The organism is Sphingobacterium hotanense, from assembly GCF_008274825.1.
Classification (GTDB): domain Bacteria; phylum Bacteroidota; class Bacteroidia; order Sphingobacteriales; family Sphingobacteriaceae; genus Sphingobacterium; species Sphingobacterium hotanense.
Genome location: NZ_CP030848.1, coordinates 3,289,528 through 3,311,913 on the forward strand (window position 1 = coordinate 3,289,528; position 22,386 = coordinate 3,311,913).

Annotated in this window: 14 protein-coding genes; 7 read left to right on the forward strand and 7 right to left on the reverse strand. The window is 41.6% G+C overall.

Annotated features, from left to right (window positions below; genetic code table 11):
- Window positions 1-159: 159 nt before the first annotated feature.
- Together DSM08_RS13920 and DSM08_RS13925 are read right to left on the reverse strand one after the other, a co-directional pair.
- Window positions 160-1,998 (reverse strand): UbiD family decarboxylase, encoded by a 1,839-nt coding sequence (locus tag DSM08_RS13920; RefSeq protein WP_149526725.1) that lies wholly within the window; start codon window positions 1,996-1,998, stop codon window positions 160-162.
- A gap of 65 nt (window positions 1,999-2,063) precedes the next feature.
- Window positions 2,064-2,885, reverse strand: coding sequence for a Rossmann-fold NAD(P)-binding domain-containing protein (locus tag DSM08_RS13925; RefSeq protein ID WP_149526726.1), 822 nt, complete (start codon window positions 2,883-2,885; stop codon window positions 2,064-2,066).
- A gap of 263 nt (window positions 2,886-3,148) precedes the next feature.
- On the opposite strand from DSM08_RS13925, the gene DSM08_RS13930 reads away from it, so the two are divergent.
- From DSM08_RS13930 to DSM08_RS13945, 4 genes are all read left to right on the forward strand, one after another.
- Complete coding sequence (locus DSM08_RS13930) at window positions 3,149-4,387, forward strand: deoxyribodipyrimidine photo-lyase (protein WP_149526727.1); 1,239 nt, start codon at window positions 3,149-3,151, stop codon at window positions 4,385-4,387.
- Window positions 4,388-4,579: 192 nt separating this feature from the next.
- A complete protein-coding gene (locus DSM08_RS13935) occupies window positions 4,580-7,324 on the forward strand; it encodes a 2-oxoglutarate dehydrogenase E1 component (protein WP_149526728.1) in 2,745 nt (914 codons plus the stop codon).
- A 64-nt stretch (window positions 7,325-7,388) separates the two neighbouring features.
- Window positions 7,389-8,624, forward strand: coding sequence for a 2-oxoglutarate dehydrogenase complex dihydrolipoyllysine-residue succinyltransferase (gene odhB / locus DSM08_RS13940; RefSeq protein WP_149526729.1), 1,236 nt, complete (start codon window positions 7,389-7,391; stop codon window positions 8,622-8,624).
- A 431-nt stretch (window positions 8,625-9,055) separates the two neighbouring features.
- Complete coding sequence (locus DSM08_RS13945; RefSeq protein ID WP_246172274.1) at window positions 9,056-10,072, forward strand: hypothetical protein; 1,017 nt, start codon at window positions 9,056-9,058, stop codon at window positions 10,070-10,072.
- Between the two features lie 5 nt (window positions 10,073-10,077).
- Here the strand turns inward: DSM08_RS13945 and DSM08_RS13950 are convergent, their stop codons facing one another.
- Entirely contained in the window at window positions 10,078-12,012 is a 1,935-nt protein-coding gene (locus tag DSM08_RS13950) for an LTA synthase family protein (protein ID WP_149526730.1), read from the reverse strand.
- Window position 12,013: 1 nt separating this feature from the next.
- On the reverse strand, window positions 12,014-13,894 hold the full coding sequence (locus DSM08_RS13955; protein ID WP_149526731.1) for an LTA synthase family protein: 1,881 nt from the start codon (window positions 13,892-13,894) through the stop codon (window positions 12,014-12,016).
- Window positions 13,895-14,070: 176 nt separating this feature from the next.
- Here DSM08_RS13955 and DSM08_RS13960 point away from each other — a divergent pair, with 176 nt between their 5' ends.
- Entirely contained in the window at window positions 14,071-16,686 is a 2,616-nt protein-coding gene (locus tag DSM08_RS13960; RefSeq protein ID WP_149526732.1) for a valine--tRNA ligase, read from the forward strand.
- Window positions 16,687-16,751: 65 nt separating this feature from the next.
- Here DSM08_RS13960 and DSM08_RS19180 read toward each other — a convergent pair whose 3' ends face one another.
- Together DSM08_RS19180 and DSM08_RS13965 are read right to left on the reverse strand one after the other, a co-directional pair.
- Window positions 16,752-16,862, reverse strand: coding sequence for a PepSY-like domain-containing protein (locus tag DSM08_RS19180; RefSeq protein ID WP_223110818.1), 111 nt, complete (start codon window positions 16,860-16,862; stop codon window positions 16,752-16,754).
- A 4-nt stretch (window positions 16,863-16,866) separates the two neighbouring features.
- Window positions 16,867-17,232, reverse strand: a complete 366-nt coding sequence (locus DSM08_RS13965) for a PepSY-like domain-containing protein (RefSeq protein WP_149526733.1) — start codon at window positions 17,230-17,232, stop codon at window positions 16,867-16,869.
- 184 nt (window positions 17,233-17,416) lie between these two features.
- Between DSM08_RS13965 and DSM08_RS13970 the strand changes: the two genes are divergently transcribed.
- Complete coding sequence (locus DSM08_RS13970) at window positions 17,417-18,058, forward strand: HdeD family acid-resistance protein (protein ID WP_149526734.1); 642 nt, start codon at window positions 17,417-17,419, stop codon at window positions 18,056-18,058.
- Window positions 18,059-18,470: 412 nt separating this feature from the next.
- Window positions 18,471-19,187: a superoxide dismutase gene (locus tag DSM08_RS13975; protein WP_149526735.1), complete on the forward strand. Its 717-nt coding sequence runs from the start codon at window positions 18,471-18,473 to the stop codon at window positions 19,185-19,187.
- Between the two features lie 121 nt (window positions 19,188-19,308).
- Here the strand turns inward: DSM08_RS13975 and DSM08_RS13980 are convergent, their stop codons facing one another.
- On the reverse strand, window positions 19,309-22,377 hold the full coding sequence (locus tag DSM08_RS13980; RefSeq protein WP_149526736.1) for an efflux RND transporter permease subunit: 3,069 nt from the start codon (window positions 22,375-22,377) through the stop codon (window positions 19,309-19,311).
- Window positions 22,378-22,386: the final 9 nt, after the last annotated feature.

Sequence of the window (22,386 nt, forward strand, 5' to 3'; positions counted from 1 at the left end):
GGTTATCATATGAATGACTGTCGAACCAGGTATGAAAAGTTCTTGATGGCCTTTGAAAACAGACAGTTTCAGAAAAAAGAATGCCTCCAGGTAATCAGCCAATTACTGATTACCTAGAGGCATTATGAATAACTCTAGAAGCGAAGAACTTCTATTTCATTAGATAATTCCGTGCAGCGAACCACCTTTAGTACCTAACTGATCGACACGACGTTCTACAGCAGGATCTTTTATAAGATCTGGTGCGTGATGAGGTTTCGCTCTGGCGTCGATAATAACCGGACCACGGCATCCCCAATGTTTGTATTCGGTAAAGCTATCGATTCCATAGATATCATGCGACGGATTGCTTCTTGTGAAAGTCGTCCAGACGAAGTTGTTTACATTCTCGGCGACAAAGCCAGCATCATCAGCAAGAACTATACATTGAATACCGGTCCAATCCGCAGCTTTCGCTGCATGGGTCCATTCTTCTAACACTTTCGCCTCTTCTGCGTAAGTACTGAATGCCTTTCCATCCACGACAACGATTCCCGGCAATGCAAGTTTAGCATGTTGGAAAGGGCGTGGAAGATCAAAACCTGCAGGCAAGGAACGAGCAAGTTCGCGCTTTTTATCGCCTACCGCAGCAAAAGTCACTTTCGATCCTGCATTTAATCCATCGCCTGTATAATCCAAAGTATCAATGGTGGTATTGGTTAGGAAGTGTAGATCGCGCGTTAAATCGATACGTTCGAAAATATGGGTAAAGAAACCTTCGATGTCATGGATATCAAGTTTTGGGTTATCTTCAAAAGCGGAAATGAACAAGAACTTCGCTAAGCTAAGTTGGTTTGTTCCCAAAATTTGGTTAGCGATTGTCAATACCTCCTGCGGTCTTTCCACCTTTTGGTATGGGGTGTAGCGTTCGCTTCCTATCGCAAAAAGCAAGGGGTGAACGCCTGCAGGATCGACGGCATGTACGGCATGTAAACCCGCAATTTGTTGCGGGATAGCATTTCCTGTTATTTCATGGATGAGCGCACCAAAGCTAGTATCCTCCTGTGGCGGACGGCCAACGACCGTGAAAGACCAGATTGGATCTTTCTTGTGGTAAACCTTATGCACTTTCATCAACGGAAAATCATGCACTAAGGAGTAGTAACCGATATGATCGCCAAATGGTCCTTCCGGTTTATTTTCGTTCGGATACACCGTACCAGTAATCACGAAGTCGGCATCTGCAGAAATGCAAAATCCCTCATCATCATAGAAATACCGAAAGCGGCGGTTACCCAAAGTTCCTGCAAATATCATCTCCGATAAACCTTCCGGCAAGGGCATCACGGCAGATAGTGGGTGCGAGGGAGGTCCTCCGACGAATATGCTGACTTTCAATGGCTTGCCTAACTGATTTGCTTTGGTTTGGTGTACACCAATGCCTCGGTGCAATTGATAGTGCAATCCAATTTCTTCGTTTTGGATATAATCGTTGCCTGCCAACTGAATTCTGTACATCCCTAAATTGGCATTCATGATACCGGGCTTCGTAACGTCCTCTGTATATACTTGTGGCATGGTTACGAAAGGGCCACCGTCCATCGGCCAATTGACAATCTGCGGCAATTCGGCGATGCTCGTGCGACCGTAAAGAATCGGAGCATTAGATTTTTTCTTCCATGGCAAGGCTCCTAAGGCAACCATAGAAGAGCCGGCATATCGAAATGGATTTTTCAACACCGACATGGGGTTCATCTTAACATCGACCAAGCGTTTGACGTGTTCCAAGGAGTCTCTGAACATGAACTTCGACCGTTCAAGCGTGCCGAACAGGTTGGAAACTGCCGGAAACTTAGATCCTTTGATGTTTTCGAAATATATTGCAGGTCCTTGCGCATCATAAACACGCATGTGGATGGCGGCCATTTCTAGGTAGGGGTCTACCTCCTCTTTTATTCTGATTAAATGCCCGTTGTTTTCAAGATCAATTACACATTCGTGTAAGCTTTTATATCCCATATCAATAAAATAGCTTAGCTACAAATGTAACGCAAATCAGCGTATAAAGGAAATTTAGAAGGCCATTAACCGCCACTAATTACCTGGTCGAGGGGTGTGAAAGAAAATAGGATAATTTGTTTCCAATGGGAGTTATCAATTGGATATTCCCGTTTCATCAGGCGTTTAAATTCGACGAGATCTTCTGAGTTGATATGGTAAAACTTCTTGTAGAAAATGCTCATGATAGAATGCGGGAGCTTGATGCTCTTCACAGGCGAATTCGGGAACAGATTCTTCCGATATAAGCGGAACATTTCCTGAACAGTCAGCGTATTGGGTCCGCCGATTTCTATTACTTCATTGATGAAGTTTTTATTCCAATCGACATTATAGATCCACCGCAACAGATCTAATGCCGAAATAGGGCTAAATTTCAACTTCGCAAGGGCAGAATCATAGGGTAAATACTTGCTATTCAACACTTGGCGCATGTAGCGATCGAGCACGCTTCCTTTGCCAATAGCGAGATTTTTGAGCACAATGGTATAAGCAATACCGCAAGAATCCAATACCGACCTTATGGTATGAATAAAAGGCTTATCCATCAAACGCGCTATGTATATGATTCGGTTGCACCCGTTGCGGCGCGCTAATTCAATAAAATTACTTAGGGTAATAACCTCCAGATTTAGATTGACCATTTCTCCTAAATCAGGGACATGGGTAATATAGATCGCCAAATCGGCGTTCGTATGCAATTTAAATTCGTCGAATTCCTTCCCTTTTCTTAAGAGATCTACTTTATTTAAGGTTCCTGTTAGTTCTTCTGTTGATCTGGCGCGGAATAAATCCACGTCGCGCACGATCCCATGTACTTGAAAATCCTCTTTATGTAAATTACTCATGGCTCTTCTTCCTAGATAGGAATTCAAGCCGGATATGATTACTTCCATCGATCCTACATCAAAATCCACAATTACGTTCCATCTTGAATCCTTTAACAGACAAACGGAGACGAATGTTTCTTCTATTTGATAATTTTACAAATGAAAACAATTTCCCTAATAAAACATTGTCTACAACATGTAAAAATACCGCTTCTATCCGGCATAGGTGGGTCTGATACCTTATATTTGTTGCTTAGCACTATTTGGGGAAAATAATTAAAATGGGTAAGAAAGTTGTATTAGTTTGGTTCAGGAATGATTTACGTTTGCATGATAACGAAGTTTTAGTGGAGGCGATAAATAAATCCGACCTGATTATTCCCGTTTATTGTTTTGATCCACGCTATTTTAAAACGAACAAATTCGCGCAGAAGAATACCGGTATCCTACGCGCATCCTTCCTCTTAGAATCGGTCTCTCATTTAAAAGAGAAACTCCAAGGGATGCAGAGCGACTTGATGACTTTCATTGGCTATCCTGAAGAAATTCTGCCGCAGCTATGTGCAAAGTACGAAGTCGATGAGGTTTATCATCACCGCGAAGTAGCCTACCGAGAGACGATGGTCTCGGAGCTCGTGGAAGCGGCACTCTGGGACAATAAAATCAATCTTAAGCATTTTATCGGTCACACGCTATACCATAAAGAAGATCTCCCCTTTCCTATCAAGGACATCCCCAACAAATTCAACATTTTCAGAAAAAAAATAGAACGCGAGAGCATGGTTCGCAAACCGTTAGCAGCGCCCTCATCGATTGCGAGTCCGCAGCATTTGGAGGCAACGGAGATTCCGAGCCTGGCGAGCTTAGGTTTTTCGGAGGATGAAATACAAAGTCTACAAGGCCGATCATTTGATGGCGGCGAGGAAAAAGCGATCGAAAAGCTAACAAACTTGCTAGACCCGAACTTCACTGATTGCCGAAACTTCACCTATATTTCGCATTATATTGCGGTTGGTGCTTTGTCCCCGATGTTCGTGTACGATGAGATGACCCGATCGAGTCTCAGCCAAAATAAAAAACGCTACGAACGTTTACTTACGGCCTTGCTGTGGAGAGACTATTTCCGCTTTATGCTGAAGAAGTATCCGAATATCTTTTTTAAGCCTAATGGGTTGCAAGAGGATAAGCATTTTTCGGAAGAGCTGGATTCTGAAGCTATCCGCAAGTGGATGAGCGGAACGACAGGAGAAGAAGTGATTGACGAGACGATGGCACAGCTATTACGGAACGGCAACCTGACTTATTTGAACCGTCGATTATTGGCGAGTTACTACATACAAGAAATCAGTAGCAACTGGTTGTTGGGAGCATCCTTTTTTGAGGAGCATTTGCTGGACTATAATCCAGCTTCAAATTATGGATATTGGTCGCACGTAGCCGGAGTAGGAACAAGCGATAAAGAGAACGTTTCGAGCAACTGGCAGGAGCTCGCAAAAAAACTAGAAACACAGAAAGCATAATTATAAATTTACATTTTGAAATATTGTCTTATTTACGGTAAAACATAGGTTGTTTATTTAAAATCGACATTTAATTTTAAATATTTAATAATTGTCGAAAATCCGGTTAAAACATTGTATTTTATCGGTATTAAATGAGGAAAACTCTATTATTATTTATAAATTTGGCAAAATTTTATCTTACCTATCCACATGGACAAATTGACATATTTGAGTAATGCCGATTCGAGTTATATCGATGGATTATATCAAGCGTACAAAGCCGATCCAAACGCAGTAGACTTTGGCTGGCAAAAGTTTTTTGAAGGATTTGAATTTGGACAAGGTTCTGAAGGCGTTTCAGGTTCTGTAGATGTTGAAAATGTATCAGAACACGCTTTAAAGGAAATCGATGTTCTTAATATGATTCACGGTTACAGAGACCGTGGTCACCTTTTCACTCACACTAACCCGGTTCGCGAGCGTCGCAAATACTACCCTGGCAAAGAATTAGAGACTTTCGGATTATCTGAAGCTGACATGGACACTGTATTCAATGCAGGTGTTGAGGTTGGATTAGGTCCGGCAAAATTGCGCGATATCCGCCAATTAATTGAAGATACTTATTGCCGTTCTATCGGTGCGGAGTTTAAATACATTCGTAACCCCGAGAAGATTAAATGGCTTCAAGACCGTATGGAGGCTGATCGCAACAAGCCGAACTACGATAAGGAAACCAAAGAACGTATATTAAAGAAATTAAATAGAGCGGTTGTTTTTGAAAACTTCCTAGGTACAAAATTCTTAGGTCAAAAACGTTTCTCTTTAGAGGGTGCAGAAGCCTTAATTCCTGCTCTTGACTCGGTATTGGAAATAGGTGGAAACCTAGGCATCCAAGAGTTCATGATCGGTATGGCTCACCGTGGTCGTTTGAACGTATTGGCAAACATCATGGGTAAACCTTATAAAACTATCCTTTCCGAGTTTGAAGGTAAGATGTATGCAGAGGAAGATCCTGAATTACAATTTGGTGGTGACGTAAAATATCACTTAGGTTATTCTTCTGATATCACGACAGACTCTGGAAAACAAATTCACTTGTCATTAGCGCCAAACCCATCACACTTGGAAACTGTAGATCCAATTGTTGAGGGTATTGTTCGTTCTAAGATCGACATGAAATACGATGGTGATGCATCGAAGATCGCTCCTATCTTAATTCATGGTGATGCGGCTATTGCTGGTCAAGGTGTTGTTTACGAGGTTACTCAAATGTCAAAGCTTGAAGGCTACCGTACTGGTGGTACGATTCACATCGTTATCAACAACCAAGTAGGTTTCACGACAAACTATAAAGATGCGCGTTCTGGTACTTACTGTACTGACGTTGCTAAGATTACTTCTTCTCCAGTATTCCATGTGAATGGTGATGATGCTGAAGCAGTAGTATATGCAATCAATTTAGCGGTAGAATACCGTCAGAAATATAAAACTGATGTATTTATCGATTTATTATGTTACAGACGTTATGGTCACAACGAGGCAGATGAGCCTAAGTTCACACAGCCATTGTTGTACAAAGCAATCGAAAAGCACGCTAATCCGAAAGAAGTTTATGCTAAGAAACTTCAGGAAGAAGGTACGATCGACGCGGCATATGCTAAAGCGGTAGAGAAAGAATTTAAAGATTATTTACAATCGCAGTTAGACGAATCGAAGCAGACAGAAAGCTTAGAAGATGAGGTTCCGATGTTTGGTGGCGCGTGGAAAGGTCTTCGTCAGGCTAAGAAGACAGATATCTTCGGCGAGGCTGTGACGAAAGTTTCTGAGAAAGAGTTCAAGACGCTAGCGACAGAAATTACTACGCTACCTAAAGACAAAAAGTTCTTCCGCAAAATTTCTAAGTTATTTGAAGATCGCGCAGCGATGATCAAGAACGATTCTTACGATTGGGCGATGGGCGAGTTGATGGCTTATGCGACTTTGTTGAACGAAGGCAAACGCGTTCGTATCTCGGGTCAGGATGTTCAACGTGGAACATTCTCGCACCGTCACGCTGTATTGACATTAGAAGATTCGGAAGAGAAATATATCCCATTAGCACAGGTTAATGGTGGTGAGCGTTTCAATATCTACAACTCTTTATTATCAGAGTATGCGGTATTAGGTTTTGAATACGGTTATGCGTTGGCAAATCCTAGCTCATTAACGGTTTGGGAAGCACAGTTTGGTGACTTCTACAACGGGGCTCAGATTATTGTTGACCAATACTTAAGTAGTGCGGAAACGAAATGGAGACGTTCGAATGGATTAGTAATGATGCTACCTCATGGTATGGAAGGTCAGGGTCCTGAACACTCTTCAGGTCGTATTGAGCGTTTCTTGGAATTATGTGCAAACGACAACTTAATCATTGCCAACTGTACTACTCCAGCAAACTACTTCCACTTACTACGTCGTCAGTTAGTTCGCGACTTCCGTAAACCATTAGTAGTATTCACACCGAAAAGCTTATTACGTCATCCAAAAGTGGTTTCTAAATTAGCAGATTTCACGAAAGTAAACTTCCAAGAAGTTATCGATGACAGCTACGTAAAAGCAGCATCCGTAAAACGTGTATTGTTCTGTTCTGGAAAGATCTACTACGATCTATTAGAGAAACAACAAGCAGATAAGCGTACAGATGTAGCTATTGTTAGAATTGAGCAGCTATACCCTAGCCCAATCGAGCAATTAAAAGCAATCCACAAAAAATATAACAAGGCGAAAGAATTTATCTGGGTTCAGGAAGAAAATGAGAACATGGGAGCATGGCCTTATTACTGCCGTACATTACGTAAAACAGATATTGAATTCACTGATTATATCGCGCGTACAGCTAGTGGTAGTCCGGCAACAGGATACATGAAAAAACATGTTGCACAACAAGAAGCAATCGTAAATAAATCATTCGAATAAACAATTTATTTAACCAGCCGTTGTATCTTTATAGTGTATAACGGCTGGTTTAAAAAAATAACATATGAGCTTAGAAATTAAAGTCCCTACAGTTGGAGAGTCAATTACGGAAGTGACTTTAGCCCAATGGCTAAAACAAGATGGTGATTACGTCGAGATGGACGAAAATATCGCCGAATTGGAATCAGATAAAGCTACTTTTGAACTACCTGCAGAGAAAGCTGGTATCTTACGTATCATTGCACAAGAAGGCGACACCTTAGAAATTGGTGCTGTTGTTTGTACAATCGAAGACGGTGATGCACCTGCTGCTTCAGGCGAGAAAAAAGAAGAAGCTCCTGCAAAAGAAGCTGCTCCTGCTGCTAAAGCGGAAGAAGATGAAAGCCCAGAGACATATGCTGCTGGTACTGCATCTCCTGCTGCTGCTAAGATTTTAAGAGAAAAAGGTATTGACCCTTCTACAATAAAAGGTACAGGTAAAGACGGTAGAATCACTAAAGAGGATGCTGAGAAAGCACAAGCTGGTGCTGCTGCTAAGCCAGCTGCTGCAAAACCTGCGGCAAGCCCTGCTCCTGCTGCTGCGCCTGCAGTTGCCGGTTCAAGAAATGAGCGCCGTGAGAAAATGAGCTCCTTGCGTAAAACTATCGCTAAGCGTTTAGTAGCTGTTAAAAATGAAACTGCGATGTTGACTACGTTCAACGAAGTGAACATGCAGCCGATCATGGACTTAAGAGCGAAATACAAAGATACCTTCAAAGAAAAACACGGTATTGGTCTAGGCTTTATGTCATTCTTCACGAAAGCAGTAACTACTGCATTGAAAGAATGGCCTGCTGTAAATGCTCGTATCGAAGAAAATGAAATCGTTTATTCTGATTTCGCTGATATTTCTATCGCGGTTTCTGCTCCAAAAGGATTAGTGGTTCCGGTTATCAGAAATGCAGAGTCGATGGCATTATACGAAATTGAAAAAGCAATCGCTGAATTAGCGGGTAAAGCTCGTGATAACAAATTGACGATCGAAGAAATGACTGGCGGTACATTTACAATCACTAACGGTGGTGTATTTGGATCGATGATGTCTACTCCTATCATCAATGCTCCTCAATCAGCAATCTTAGGTATGCACAACATCGTGCAACGCCCTATTGCTGAAAATGGTCAAGTAGTTATCCGTCCGATGATGTACATCGCGTTATCTTATGATCACCGTATCATTGACGGTCGTGAGTCAGTAAGCTTCCTAGTTCGTGTTAAACAACTATTAGAAGATCCTGCAAGATTATTATTGGAAGTATAATCTTCCGAGTAGCATATTTAGAAAAGAAGCCATCCCGAAAGGATGGCTTCTTTTTTTCTGAAAGTGTCTGTTTTTAAAGGCCATCAAGAACCTTCATCCCTGTTGGTGTTTCAATGGAAACATGAAAGTTTTTTAGTTACAAAGCAGCTCTGCGACATTCTGGATAGCGGGGTACACATTAAACGACAACTGGGATTCCCGTGAATAAGTTAAAAATTAACAGTTCTTTACTGTGCAATTAGTATAGTTTTGACCAGTATAAATTAAAGAATTGCTATTAATGCATAACATTAGGCAAGCCGGACGTTCGGCGAAGAACGCCACAAAGGTTCTTTGACATATTGATTAGCAAATATCTCGTTTCTAAGAAGTTTCCAGACCGCAAATTCTTTTATATTTGTAGGAATACTACAGTACCTTTAATTCTTAACATGTTAAATAATAAGTATCCTATTCTTCGCGCCTTCTTCCTCTTCATTTTATTAGGATTTATCAACAATAGCAAAGCCCAACAGATCGGTTATGGCATCGACTTTTTTGGCTATGCGGATAATCGCGAATATCAGGCTCCTTATACCGTTCCGAAGACCCTATTTGGCGCGACCTTATCTCCCCATCTTTACTTCCAATTGGAAGAGAAGCATCGTGTGTATGGCGGTGTACATGTTAACCAGGAGTTTGGATCGCATGGGGATAATAAGATGCGTGTAAAACCTATAGCGTATTACAACTACGCAACCGAGCATATTGATTTTGCAATTGGATTTATCCCTCGTTATGAGCGTTTGAAAGACGTACCGAAGATGGTATTAGCAGATACCCTGATGTATGACCGTCCAAATGTGGAGGGGATGTATTTTCAGTACAGGAACAGCAACTTCAAGCAAGCGGTTTACATCGATTGGCTGAGCAAACAAAGCTATACCAAACGTGAACAATTTGTTGCCGGTATTTCAGGTAAGTATAGCATGGGCAATTTCTATATCAGCAATGACGGTTTGCTTTATCACAATGCTTTAACAAGCAATGACAGCCTCGACGAGCATATTCAAGATAATGCTATTTTGATGTTGAAACTTGGGGCTGACTTAAGCGAGAAGACTTTCCTCGATTCGTTAACCATCGATGCTGGTGCGGCTTTTGGATATGATCGCTTGCGTTCAGAATATGATAATAAAGGCACTGGCTTTATCTCTAACATTCACTTGGGCTATAAGCGGTTCTTCATTGCTAACACGCTATACCTGGGCGATGCTTTAAATCTTCCAAACGGCGACTCCTTTTATCATCGCGATCGCTATGATCGCTTGGATCTTGGCTGGATGCCCTTCAAATCCGACAAAATCGAAGGTAAGTTTATAGCTTCCTTTCACTTTTCACCAGGACAGATCGACAATCAACAGCAATTTACCCTTCGCTATAAATTCGGCGGAAAAATAAAGGATTAGAAGCCTTATTCTGCCGTAAGCTTATTATGAATCATCCGATTATTATACTGCTGAATAAAAGCTTCTAAATGTCGTTTCAGCGAATCTAACGTTTGGGGTTCTTCCTTCATTAAATCTTTCGACAGCGACGGATCTGTTTTCAAATTGTGTAAGGAGCTCGGGCGTTCATTATCGAAGGTCATGAAGTAATCGCCCATAAAGAAGTTATAACTTCCTCCAATGTTATTGACCAAGAAATTATCGCGTCTAGGGTCGAAGGCATCTGAACCGAAAGCGAAGTAGGGCTTATCATATTGCAGGTAATTCAACACTGTCGGCATAATATCGATTTGTTGTACTAATTTATCCGACAAACCTTTAAGTTCTCCTCCCGGATAGTAGAATATGATCGGAATGGAAAAGAAGTTTGGCGTGGTATTGTATTCTGGAAAATGGATCATGCTGGCATGATCAGCCACGATTACAAATAATGTATTATTATACCATTCGCTTTTGGAAGCCGTATTAAAAAATTGGCGTAAGGCATTATCGGCATAGCCTATCGGTTCATGCAATGGTAACTGCCCTTTCGGAAATTTCCCAGCATATTGCTCCGGAACTTTAAAAGGGTGATGAGAAGATAAGGAAAAGAAGCTGCTAAAGAATGGCTGCTTAAAGGTGTCTATCTTTTTCGCCATGAATTGCATGAAAGGCTCATCCCAGATTCCCCAGATACCATCGAAATCATCATCGTTGTTATATTCATTTTTTCCGAAATAGTTCTTGATTCCTGCCAACTGCATATAGGCCGAAAAGCCCATGCTGCCGTTTGGTGCTCCGTGGAAGAATGCTGTTTCATAGCCCTTCTCGCCTAATAACTTCGCAATGCTCGTCGTTTTATTTCCTGAATATATGGACAGGACAAAAGGCTCAGCGATAGAAGGTATTCCGGTGATGATAGATGGAAGGGCATCGATGGATTTACGTCCATTTGCATAGGAACGCGTAAAGGTATAAGAATGCTCGATGAGAGAATCCAAAAATGGAGTATATCCCTTGTATTGACCGGCATCGAGCTCTTTATTAAAGAATCCGATATGCTCTTTCCCGAAGCTTTCCATGATGAGGAACACAACGTTCAACGGCTTGAATTCCGCAGAATCTTTCGGCTGATGTATGACCGGATAAATGGCTTCCAGTTCATCCTCCGGGAAGTAGTTCTTCTCTTTCAATGTTACGGCCTTGAGAGTCTTCAGGATAGAAAAAGGCGTATTCAAAACGATATTCATCTCTTCCGGTGATTTTACATAATCTCCGGCATTACTAAGTGTAATTGGGCGCGTGCTATGTGCCCATCCTCCGCGAACCCCGCCTACAAAAAGGAAAGCAACCAATAGCAAACTTACCAAGTGAACGGCATAGAATGTCCAGCCTGTAAAGCGCTTGTATTCGATCTTGATCAGATCGTAAAGCTTGATCAAGATCCAGACGATCAGTACGAATTCCAACAACAAATACCAGTAGCCGATTAAGAAATCGGTCATTAGTTTAAAAAGGTTTTGCTCATTAGCAAACTGACTGAATACAGTTCCTGTAGTACGCTTTAACGTGAAGGGATAATAAGCATAATCGATCAGGTTGAGTCCAATCCCGATGCTGTTCGTGATGATGAATACCCACTTCGCTACCTTCTGATAGCTGGCTTTATACTTGAAAGGTAAGGGAATCCCCATCATCAAGATATACAAGCTATTGAGGTAAAATAATGCTGCCAGGTCGAACTTTAGCCCACCGAGCATCATGCGAATCATTTCGGAGAAGGTCACGTGTGGAAATTGATCGACATTATAAGCGTAGAAACCGACTCGGAGAAGCTGATAAATCAGCAACATCATCGTAAAGCGTATAATCAACGCGATATATGGGGCAAAAAGTCCCTTGAGGATAATCTTTCCCTTCATTTTAATACTTTAAAAATTGGTTGTAGACCGATTGATAATACGCTTTAGCGATATTCAACAGACTATCGGTCTTAGCCACGGGATAGTCAGGATGTGCCTTGTAATTGATCACACTGCCAACATTGTCGTAGGAAATCGACTGTTCGGGTGTGATGATTCCAAAAGCATCCTTGGAGTTGTAAAAAGCTATCTGCGGGGTCGTTGGATTGAACAAGTCGCGACTCCATACGTAATTATCGCTCGGTAAGCCCAGTTGCTTCAAGAGTGTCGCCGCCAAATCTGTTTGACTACCTATCCTCGATATCTTCTTGCCTCGATATTCGGGCTTGATTACTTCGCCGAACATCAACAACGGGATGTGGAAACGATTCGGGTGGGATATTTCGTATTTCTCAGCAGGAAGACGATGCCCATGATCGGCAATCATCACAAACAAGGTGTTCTTATACCAAGCTTCCTTCTTAGCTTTCTCTACGAAATCATTCAACACGGAATCGGTATAATATGCGGTACTTCTGAACTTATTCGCGTTATTATCTGAGCCAAACTTATAGGCTCCTTTTAATTGGAACGGCTCATGGTTAACCAGAGTAAATATGCTGCTGTAGAATGGGGTTTGCTCTTTCCGAAGATCTTTTATCATCCGGTTAAGAACGACAGCATCAGTTACTCCCCAAGATACCCGTTCTTCTGTTGGCGAGAAATTCGCATTATCCACAACACGCTCTACACCATGGGTTAACATGTAGGATTTAACGTTATAAAACTCGCTTTGTCCACCATGATAAAAGGAGTTATGATAGCCTGCAGAATCGAGTTCCTGCATAAAAGCATGCATGTTCTCGTGCTTACTGATATACTTGATTACACTTTCAGGTCCCTGCGCGGGGAATGCACTGAACGTGCCTATCACCCCCTTATCCGAACGATCGGATGCAGAATATATGCGATCAAAAAACACGCCTTCTTTGATAAAAGATTCCATATTGGGCGTAATCCCTTTCTCGCCGCCCATCGACTCGACTAAGTCGCCAACAAAACCTTCTAAAAGCACGAAAACAATATTGGGCCTTTGGGTGGTTAGGATATTTACAGCAGAATCGGGATCATTAGCAAAAATAGGTTGAAGATATTCCGAGAGGTTCTCGCTGTCTGGATAATAGCGATATGGAGACTTCAATAAAGTGCTACTTTTAAAATAGTCACGCAATAGTGCCCATTGGGTGCTTACCGCCGCATGGTTATTGAATGCTTCCTCTGAATAGTATGCTTTACTTGGATTCAAAGTAGCACGACCATAGCCACCGCGTATAAAGGTAAATATGATAAATGCGCCAATAAGAAGGCGAAGCCCCATACCCCAATAGGTTCGAATATTTCCAAACTTTATTCCTTTAAATAGACGTAGATAGAGATAATACGAGCCGACGATTCCCACGATCATCCCTAGGATAGGGAGAAAGATCGGCGTGGATTCCGCCGATGCCACTGCACCAGAAGGTGATGCAAAGAACGCATCAACCGCACGCTTTGAAATCTTATCGCCCCATTCCCTATAAACATTAACGTTAATAAAAGAAACGACAAAGAACAGGATAAGAACAACTAAAGTATAGATATTAAGCGCCCTATGGCTAAATTTCCATTTCTTCACGAAGGATAATAAACAATAAACTACGAAGGGTAATGCACTAATATAAGCGACCGTCGACAGATCAAGGCTCAAGCCATGATAGAACATACGGAATATTTCCTTGCTGCGCGCCCCACCAATCTTATCGTAAAAGAAGGAGACGAAAATTAAACGGTCAATAAAACAAATAAGAAGCCAAAAACCAAAAAATCGAACAAAGGCTTTCAGCTCATTTACAACATCTTGCATGTGAAAGTAATACGCTAAACGCGCAAATTTACATTTAATTCAGCACTGTAAATATTATCTTAACAATTTTTATACTTTATATTAATGAATGCTGATTTATTTGCTTCTAGATAATGGGAAATGAGCGGTTAAATCCGTATTTTTGTACTCCTTTTTAGATTATTTATAATTAGATAATGAGCATAGCAAAAACGTACAATCCTAGAGAAGCAGAAGACAAATGGTATTCTTATTGGATGGAAAACGGATTCTTCCGTTCTGTTCCTGATGAGCGAGAGCCATACACTATCGTAATGCCGCCACCAAATGTAACTGGCGTATTGCACATGGGCCACATGTTGAACAACACGATACAAGACGTGTTGATTCGTCGCGCTCGTATGCAGGGTAAAAATGCATGTTGGGTTCCTGGAACCGACCACGCCTCAATTGCTACGGAGGCTAAAGTCGTCGCTATGCTAAAGGAAAAAGGAATCGATAAGAAGTCTATTACACGCGATGAGTTCTTAAAATACGCTTGGGAGTGGAAAGAGAAATACGGAGGTATTATCTTAAAACAATTAGAGAAGCTTGGTGCATCATGCGACTGGGATCGCACGAAGTTTACCATGGATCCTGATCTGTCCGAAGCCGTAATCGATACGTTCATTAAATTCTACAAAGAAGGTTATATCTACCGTGGAGTTCGTATGGTAAACTGGGATCCACAGGGTAAAACAGCGCTTTCCGACGAAGAAGTAATCCGTAAAGAAGTAAATCAAAAGCTTTACTACGTCCGTTATTTTATCAAAGATAGCAACGAGTACATCATCATTGCCACAACACGTCCGGAGACTATCATGGCTGATACAGCGATTTGTATCAATCCATTGGATGATCGTTATAAGCATTTACAAGGAAAATCAGTATTAGTACCATTAGTAAATCGTGAGATTCCCGTTATCCAAGATGAGTATGTAGAGATGGAGTTCGGTACAGGATGTCTTAAAGTGACTCCAGCACACGATTTAAATGACTACGAGTTAGGCCAAAAGCATAACCTTGAAGTAATCGATATCTTAAATGATGACGGTACTTTAAACGACAAAGCTCAAATATTAGTAGGTGAAGATCGCTTTGCTGCGCGCAAAAAAGTTATCGCTTTATTAGAAGAAGCTGGACAAATCGAGAAAATCGAAGATTATAAATCACAGGTAGGATTCTCAGAGCGTACAGATGCTGTGATTGAGCCGAAGCTATCTATGCAGTGGTTCTTGAAGATGGACCACTTGGCAAAACCAGCTTTAGAATATGTTGAAAATGGCGAAATTAAGTTAATCCCTGATAAGTTCTTCGCATCCTATAAACACTGGATGGAGAATGTTAAAGACTGGTGTATTTCTCGTCAGCTTTGGTGGGGACAACGAATTCCAGCCTGGTTCAACGACAAGAACGAGTGGGTTGTTGCTAAAACAGAAGCTGAAGCTATTGCTGAGTTTGAACAACAAGGAAAGTCAACTACAGCAATTCGCCAAGAAGACGACGTACTAGATACTTGGTTTTCTTCGGGATTATGGCCTCTTTCGGTATTCGATGGTGTTAGAAACCCGGAGAATGAAGAATTCAAATACTACTACCCTACGAACGATCTAGTTACTGCACCAGAGATTTTATTCTTCTGGGTAGCACGTATGATTATCATGGGGCATGATTATACCCATAAGCCGCCTTTCCGTAATGTATACTTGACGGGAATAGTTCGCGATAAGTTAGGACGCAAAATGTCTAAATCTTTAGGTAACTCACCTGATCCAATCGAATTGATGGAGCAGTATGGTACCGACGGTGTGCGCGTGGGGATGCTACTATCATCACCAGCAGGAAACGACTTAATGTTCGATGTTTCTTACTGTGAACAAGGCCGTAACTTCGCTAATAAGATTTGGAATGCATTTCGTCTAGTAAAAGGTTGGGAAACAACCGATGCGCCAGCAACGGAAGCACAGAAGACTGCTGCTCAATGGTTCGAAAGCCGCTTTAACCAAGCACTTACAGAAATCGACGAGCACTTTGCAAACTATCGTCTATCGGATGCCTTAATGGCTACATATAAACTGATTTGGGATGATTTCTGTGCATGGTATCTAGAACTTGTAAAACCAGCTTATCAAGCACCTATCGAAGCTGAAACTTTGGAGACGGTGAAAGCTCTATTCCAAAAAGTATTGAAACTTGCACATCCGTTCATGCCATTCTTAACGGAAGAATTATGGCATGATGAGTTATTCGGACAGCGCGAGTCCAAAGACTGTATTATCGTCGCTGATTTCCCTGCCGTTGAAGGATACGACGAGAAAATCATCAAAGACTTTACGATCGTTCAGCAGATTATTTCAGAAGTTCGCAATATCCGAAACTCAAAAGGTATCTCTCCGAAAATCGCACTTCCATTGGCTATCAATGGCGCGGAGTTGGACTATGCAAAATTCAAAGAGAGCATCATCAAACTAGCAAATATTGAGGATCTGACTTTTGTTAATGAGAAAGTATCAGGTGCCGTTAGTTTCTTAGCAGGTAAGAATGAATGTTATGTTGCATTGGAGAACAATATCGATGTCGATTCGGAGAAAGAACGTATCGGAAAAGAAATTGAATACCTAAAAGGGTTCCTTAATTCAGTAGACAAAAAGCTTTCTAACGAGCGCTTTGTACAGAATGCGAAACCTGAAATCGTAGAAAACGAGAAAAATAAAAAAGCTGATGCGGAAGCGAAGATCCAAATCTTAGAAGAGAGCTTATTAAGCTTAGGCTAATCAGTAAATACTAAAAAAGAGAGGGCTATCAGATTGATAGCCCTTTCTTTTTTAGTATAAGTATTTTATCGCCCTTGTCGAATAAACTTACCATTTAAATCGTAATATAATTCCGTTTCATTCGCTAATTCCAACTCATAGCCTGTTGGTTCTTTATCAGCTGACTGCACTGCCAATCCGTTAAAAGTCTTGTATTGCCTGTGGCAGAACCGCCAATGGTATAGCCACCATGCCTTCGGTGCTGATCTCCGTCCAATTTCCATCCTTATCGAAGTCTATCTCCGTGCCCTCGCTAAGTTTTGCTTCGTGCATAGTCCCATCTTTTGATGGCGACATCTTATCTTCTGTTTTTGTGATTCCTGCCTCAGGAAAATGCGTTGCTATAAAACTCTTTGCACCTTCGGGTAAGCCTGCAGGCGTACTCGACGAAGCCGACGAAGGCAAAGGCTCCGTAGTTGGCATGTTATTCGTGTTTTGCCCTTGTTTATTCTCCTGATTACAGGAGAACAATAAAAATGAAATTCCTAATATCAATAATTTTTTCATTGTCTTTTTATTTTATAAACACCTGGTAAATAAGATTGTTCAAATAAAGATATTTTAACTCAATATTCAGAATTACCTAAAATCAGTATTAATCCATTCTCTTATTTATCTAAATTTTATATAACTTTATTCAAAGTTTGACTATTTCAACTAATTGTTCAAACATCTATTTAACCTTTTTTTTATGGAAACCGGATTTTTAAAAACAATCAAAAGCTCCATCAAACAATGGTACATCCCTCTTATCATTGGTATCCTTCTTATCATATTAGGCATATATACCTTGGCTAGTCCCCTTGCTTCCTATTTAGCATTGGCTAGTATATTCAGCATGTATTTCTTAATTTCCGGATTGCTGGAAATCATCTTTGCATTGAATAATAGAAATGAAGTGGAAGGTTGGGGATGGTATTTAGCAGGAGGAATATTGAATGCGCTATTCGGCTGTATTTTATTAGGAAATCCTGCCATTTCTATGGCTACCCTGCCCCTTATCCTTGGATTTTATACGATGTTCAAATCCTTTCAGCTCCTATCGGTTTCGATGGATATGAAAACATATGGCGTTCAGCAATGGCGCTGGATAACCGCATTTGCCGTCATGGGAATCCTTTTCAGTTTTATCCTAATCTGGAATCCTGTTTTCGCAGGACTTACCCTCGTCGTGTGGACGGGGCTTGCAATTATCTCCTCAGGAATTGGATCTATCGTTCTTTCCTATCAATTAAAACGCCTGAAAGTAATTGCAGACGGCGTGTCTAAGGATTGGAAAAACCGTTTTGAAGACTTAAAAACAGAATATTACCGCAGCATAAAGAACAAGTGATAAAACCCTATATCTCTCTGTTGCACGGAAAAACAGATTAAAAGCCACTCTCAACGAGTGGCTTTTTTTGTGACTTAGAAAATATATATACCATGCACTCTCAAGTTATTTAGCTTTGAATTTCTTTCACTTAAACCCTTTGTAAAACCCTTTCTCTTCCCATTAACAACCCGATGAAAGCCGCTTCAAATTGGGTTTGATTGGGTTAAACAAAGGCTGTGCATGAATAATGAAAAAGCAATGAGTCATAGTCGATCTCATACAATTCCTATTTATCGCAATTCAATAATATTCCAAATGACGTTCTTGTGACGAATTCATAATAATTTAATAATGCTTTGAATGTTTTAACAATTATCTTTAGAACATCTTTCTAAATATGTTGAACGAATAAAAAACTAATAATTATAAAATGGCAAACAGAAGAAATTTTATCAAAAATAGCTTAGGATTAGCTGCAGGGGTGTTAATTGCAAAAAACACCGGTGCGACTGAGAGCCTTTTAGGGTTGGGACAAACAGCATTTAAGTTCGAGATGGAACCGCTTGGTTATGCATTTAATGCATTAGAAGGGGCTATCGATGCGCAAACCATGCAGATACATTACGAGAGACATTATGGCGCTTATGTAAAAAATGCGAATGATGCTATCGTAGAAGAGAAAGTTCAAGCAAAAGATGCAAAGAGCATATTCAAGTCCATGGACAAATACAGTGCGAAATTAAGAAACAACGCAGGCGGTGCCTTTAATCATGCGATGTTCTGGAAGTTATTGCGTCCGACTAAGGCTGATAATAAACCTAGCGGAACGCTATTACAAGCTATCAACAAAGATTTTGGTGGATTCGATCAATTTAAAGAGCAATTTGCTAAAGCTGCAACTTCACAATTTGGCTCGGGATGGGCATGGTTGGTTGTCGAGAATGGGAAGCTGAAAGTTGGCGGAACGCCAAATCAAGATAATCCTTTGATGAAAGGTATTGCCTTACAAGGAAAGCCAATCTTGGGCTTAGACGTTTGGGAGCATGCTTATTATTTGAAATATCAAAACAAACGTCCTGATTATGTAGGAAACTTCTGGTCTATCGTAAATTGGGATCAAGTACAGAAATACTACGACGCCAAGTAAATCGCTAAAAAGAAAATGCCTGAATAGTTAGTGCCTACACCCATACTATTCAGGCATTTTTCTTTTAACTCAATCTCTACTGTAAAGCCTGTGCAACTAACGAAGCCTCATCCAAGCTTATTTATTCCTTACTCTCCGCTTCTTCCACTTCAATTTTTGGTGGAATCAGCTTATAAACAACCGGCGTCACGATGCGGGACAACAATGTCGAACTGATCAAGCCACCAATCATTACGATCGCTAGCGGTGAGATCAAAGGATTTGACGACCATGCTATCGGCATCAAACCGCCGATCGCGGTGAGCGAAGTCAGAATAATAGGAAGAAACCTAATCTCCCCCGCTTTCTCGATAGCTTCATTCAACTCCGTCCCTTCCCTTCTCAATTGATTGGTAAAATCGACCAAAAGGATGGTATTCTTCACCTCAATACCAGCAAGCGCAACAATACCGATCGTCGCTACGAAGGAGAGCGTATTTCCAGTAACGAGCAAGGCGAGCACAGCTCCTACAATTCCTAATGGAATAACAGAAAGCACGATCAATGTGCTTTTAAAGGTTTTGAACTCTAAAATCAGTACGGCGATAAACATAAAGACGGTAATCAGGATAATGGTTCCGAAGCCTCCAAAAGCCATTTCTCTACTTTCCACCTCGCCGCCCATTTCATAGCTATAGCCCGCAGGAAAAGGGAATTTATCCATCTGTTCAATGACTGCGTTGATGACCTCATCGTTATTATAGCCCTTCTGCACAAAGGAGTTCACCGAAACCGTACGTTCCTTATCGATATGATAGATATTAGAAGGCGAAACTTCGAACTCGAGACTAGCGAGTTGCGAAAGTGGAATGGCCTGCCCTGCGACATTGTCCACGAAGATCCCTTCTAGCGTTTCGAGGGTGGCATCCTGCGCGCGAGGAACAGAAACAATGATATCGTAATCATTGTCGTCCTTTTCAGGATCTGAGTATGTGCCTACCTGATAGCCCGCCAATGCCACACGAATGGTCTGATCGATAGAAGAAGTCGGAACGCCTAAGGCCATCGCCTTCTCCCGATTAATATTTACCCGAATATCTGTCTTGTTGTTCTTTATCGGGTTGTTCACATACTCCGCTCCTGGAGTATTCTTCAGCAATAGTTCCGCTTTCGCTGCGAGCGAGCGCAACGTATCTAGATTATCTCCGAAAATACGTATCTCCACGGGCGAAATGACCGGCACCCCCTGCTCAAAGTTTCGCACTTCCACCTTCGCACCTAAGTAAGGCGTCCATTTCTTCCTCAAGTTCTCGATGATCTGAATCTTATCGCTGGACTTTACATCCTCATGCAATTGGACGAATATATCCGCATAGGAAACATTCTCCTGGCCCTGTTGCATATTGTAGTAAACCCGAGGATTCCCTTTGCCGACATTGGTCGTAAAGTACTTCACATCGTCCATCGCTTTAAGTTCCTTCTCAATCTCTCTGCTGATACGATTGGTAGTATGTATATTATCCTGCAACTCACTACTGATATGAATCATGAATTGAGGCTTTTCCGAAGGTGGAAACAGACTAAAGCCCACTACGGGAATCAAGGCTAAGGAGCCTAGGAATATCGCAAGTGCTATCAGCGTCGTTCTGCCAGGATGCTTCAGCGCCTTATCCAAAAATACACCATAGCTTTTATGGATAATATTCTGCATACCTCGCAGAATAGCATTTCCTCCCTCATGCTCATGCGGCTTAAGGAGTTTGCTGGATAAGAAAGGAACCACCAATAGGGCGATCAGCATGGAGCCGATCACGGAGGTGATAACGGCAATCGGCATACTACGTATAAATTCACCCGCCATTTCGGGCATAAAAACCAATGGCATGAATGCAATTACAAGAGTAACCGTACAGCCTAGCACCGCTAAAGCTATTTGTTCAGTCCCTTTGATGGAAGCCTCCAAACGGCTATAACCTTCACGCATCCATCGCTCTATATTCTCGACGACCACAATGCTATCATCTACGACTAGCCCCAGGGCAACCACAAAGCCTACGATACTCAACTGGTTCAAGGAGTATCCGAAGGAGTTCATCGCAATAACCCCCAGTCCGAGCGAAAGCGGAATAGCGATCATAACGACAAGGGAGGCGCGCGTTCCTAATGGCAAGAGGGTGAAAAGCACCAAGACGATAGCAATGGCAAAGTCAATACCGAGCCCACTCAAGCGCTTGTTGACATTGTTTGCCTGATCGAAATTCACGATCATATCGACATTAGCGGGAAGCGATTGTTCAAACTTATCCAAGACCTTCTGATATTCCTTCTGAGTATCAGAAATATTCATCCCTATTTTCTGTGCGGCATTTATCAATACCGCGTTATAACCGTTCAGACGTGTGATATGGTTATTCGTTCCGAACGTTGGATAAACACTGGCTACTTCCTTCAAAGTAATATTCTTACCCTGCCCGCTGGCAACGATTGTATTTTTGATATCGTCAATCTGCTGGTAATTACCAGATGTCTTAACGCTGAAAGTCTTGTCGCCCGCAATGACAGAGCCGGCTGGGATATTCTGATTTTCACTCTGCACCGATTGGATAATACGATTCATTGGAATGCCGAGTTCCGCTATTTTCGCCTGATCGATGTCAATACGGATTTGCTGATCCGGAAGCCCCGATATCTCAACTTCCTTTAATGCTTTAACCTTCTCCAGATCTTGTTTCAATTTATCAGCAAGCTCCTTGATCGTCGTCTGAGAAGCATTTTCCGAAACAAGCGCAAGCTGAATGACCGATACATTGGTAGGATCGATCTTTTGCACTTCCATGCTGTAGATATTCTCCGGAAGCTCCGGAGTTGCAGCGTTCAGCTCACGCACCAATTCCTGATATTTATCATCATAATCCGTTCCGTACTCGAATTCGACAAAGAAAAAAGCCACGCTATTATTGATGGTCGTTTTTATTCTTTTGATATCATCCAACGCATAGAATCGCGCCTCCAAAGGCTTTACAATTAATTGCTCCATATCCTTGGGGTTCGTCCCAGGCTGAACAACAATGACCGGGAAGCTGACGGCTTTCATATCTGGGTCCTCTGCCCTCGGCATGGTGAGCAAGGAGGTCGCAGCTACCAACATGATCATAAGCACCATAATCATGGTGAATTGGTAGTTCTTTATGGGATATTTAATTAAACTCATGTCCTCTCC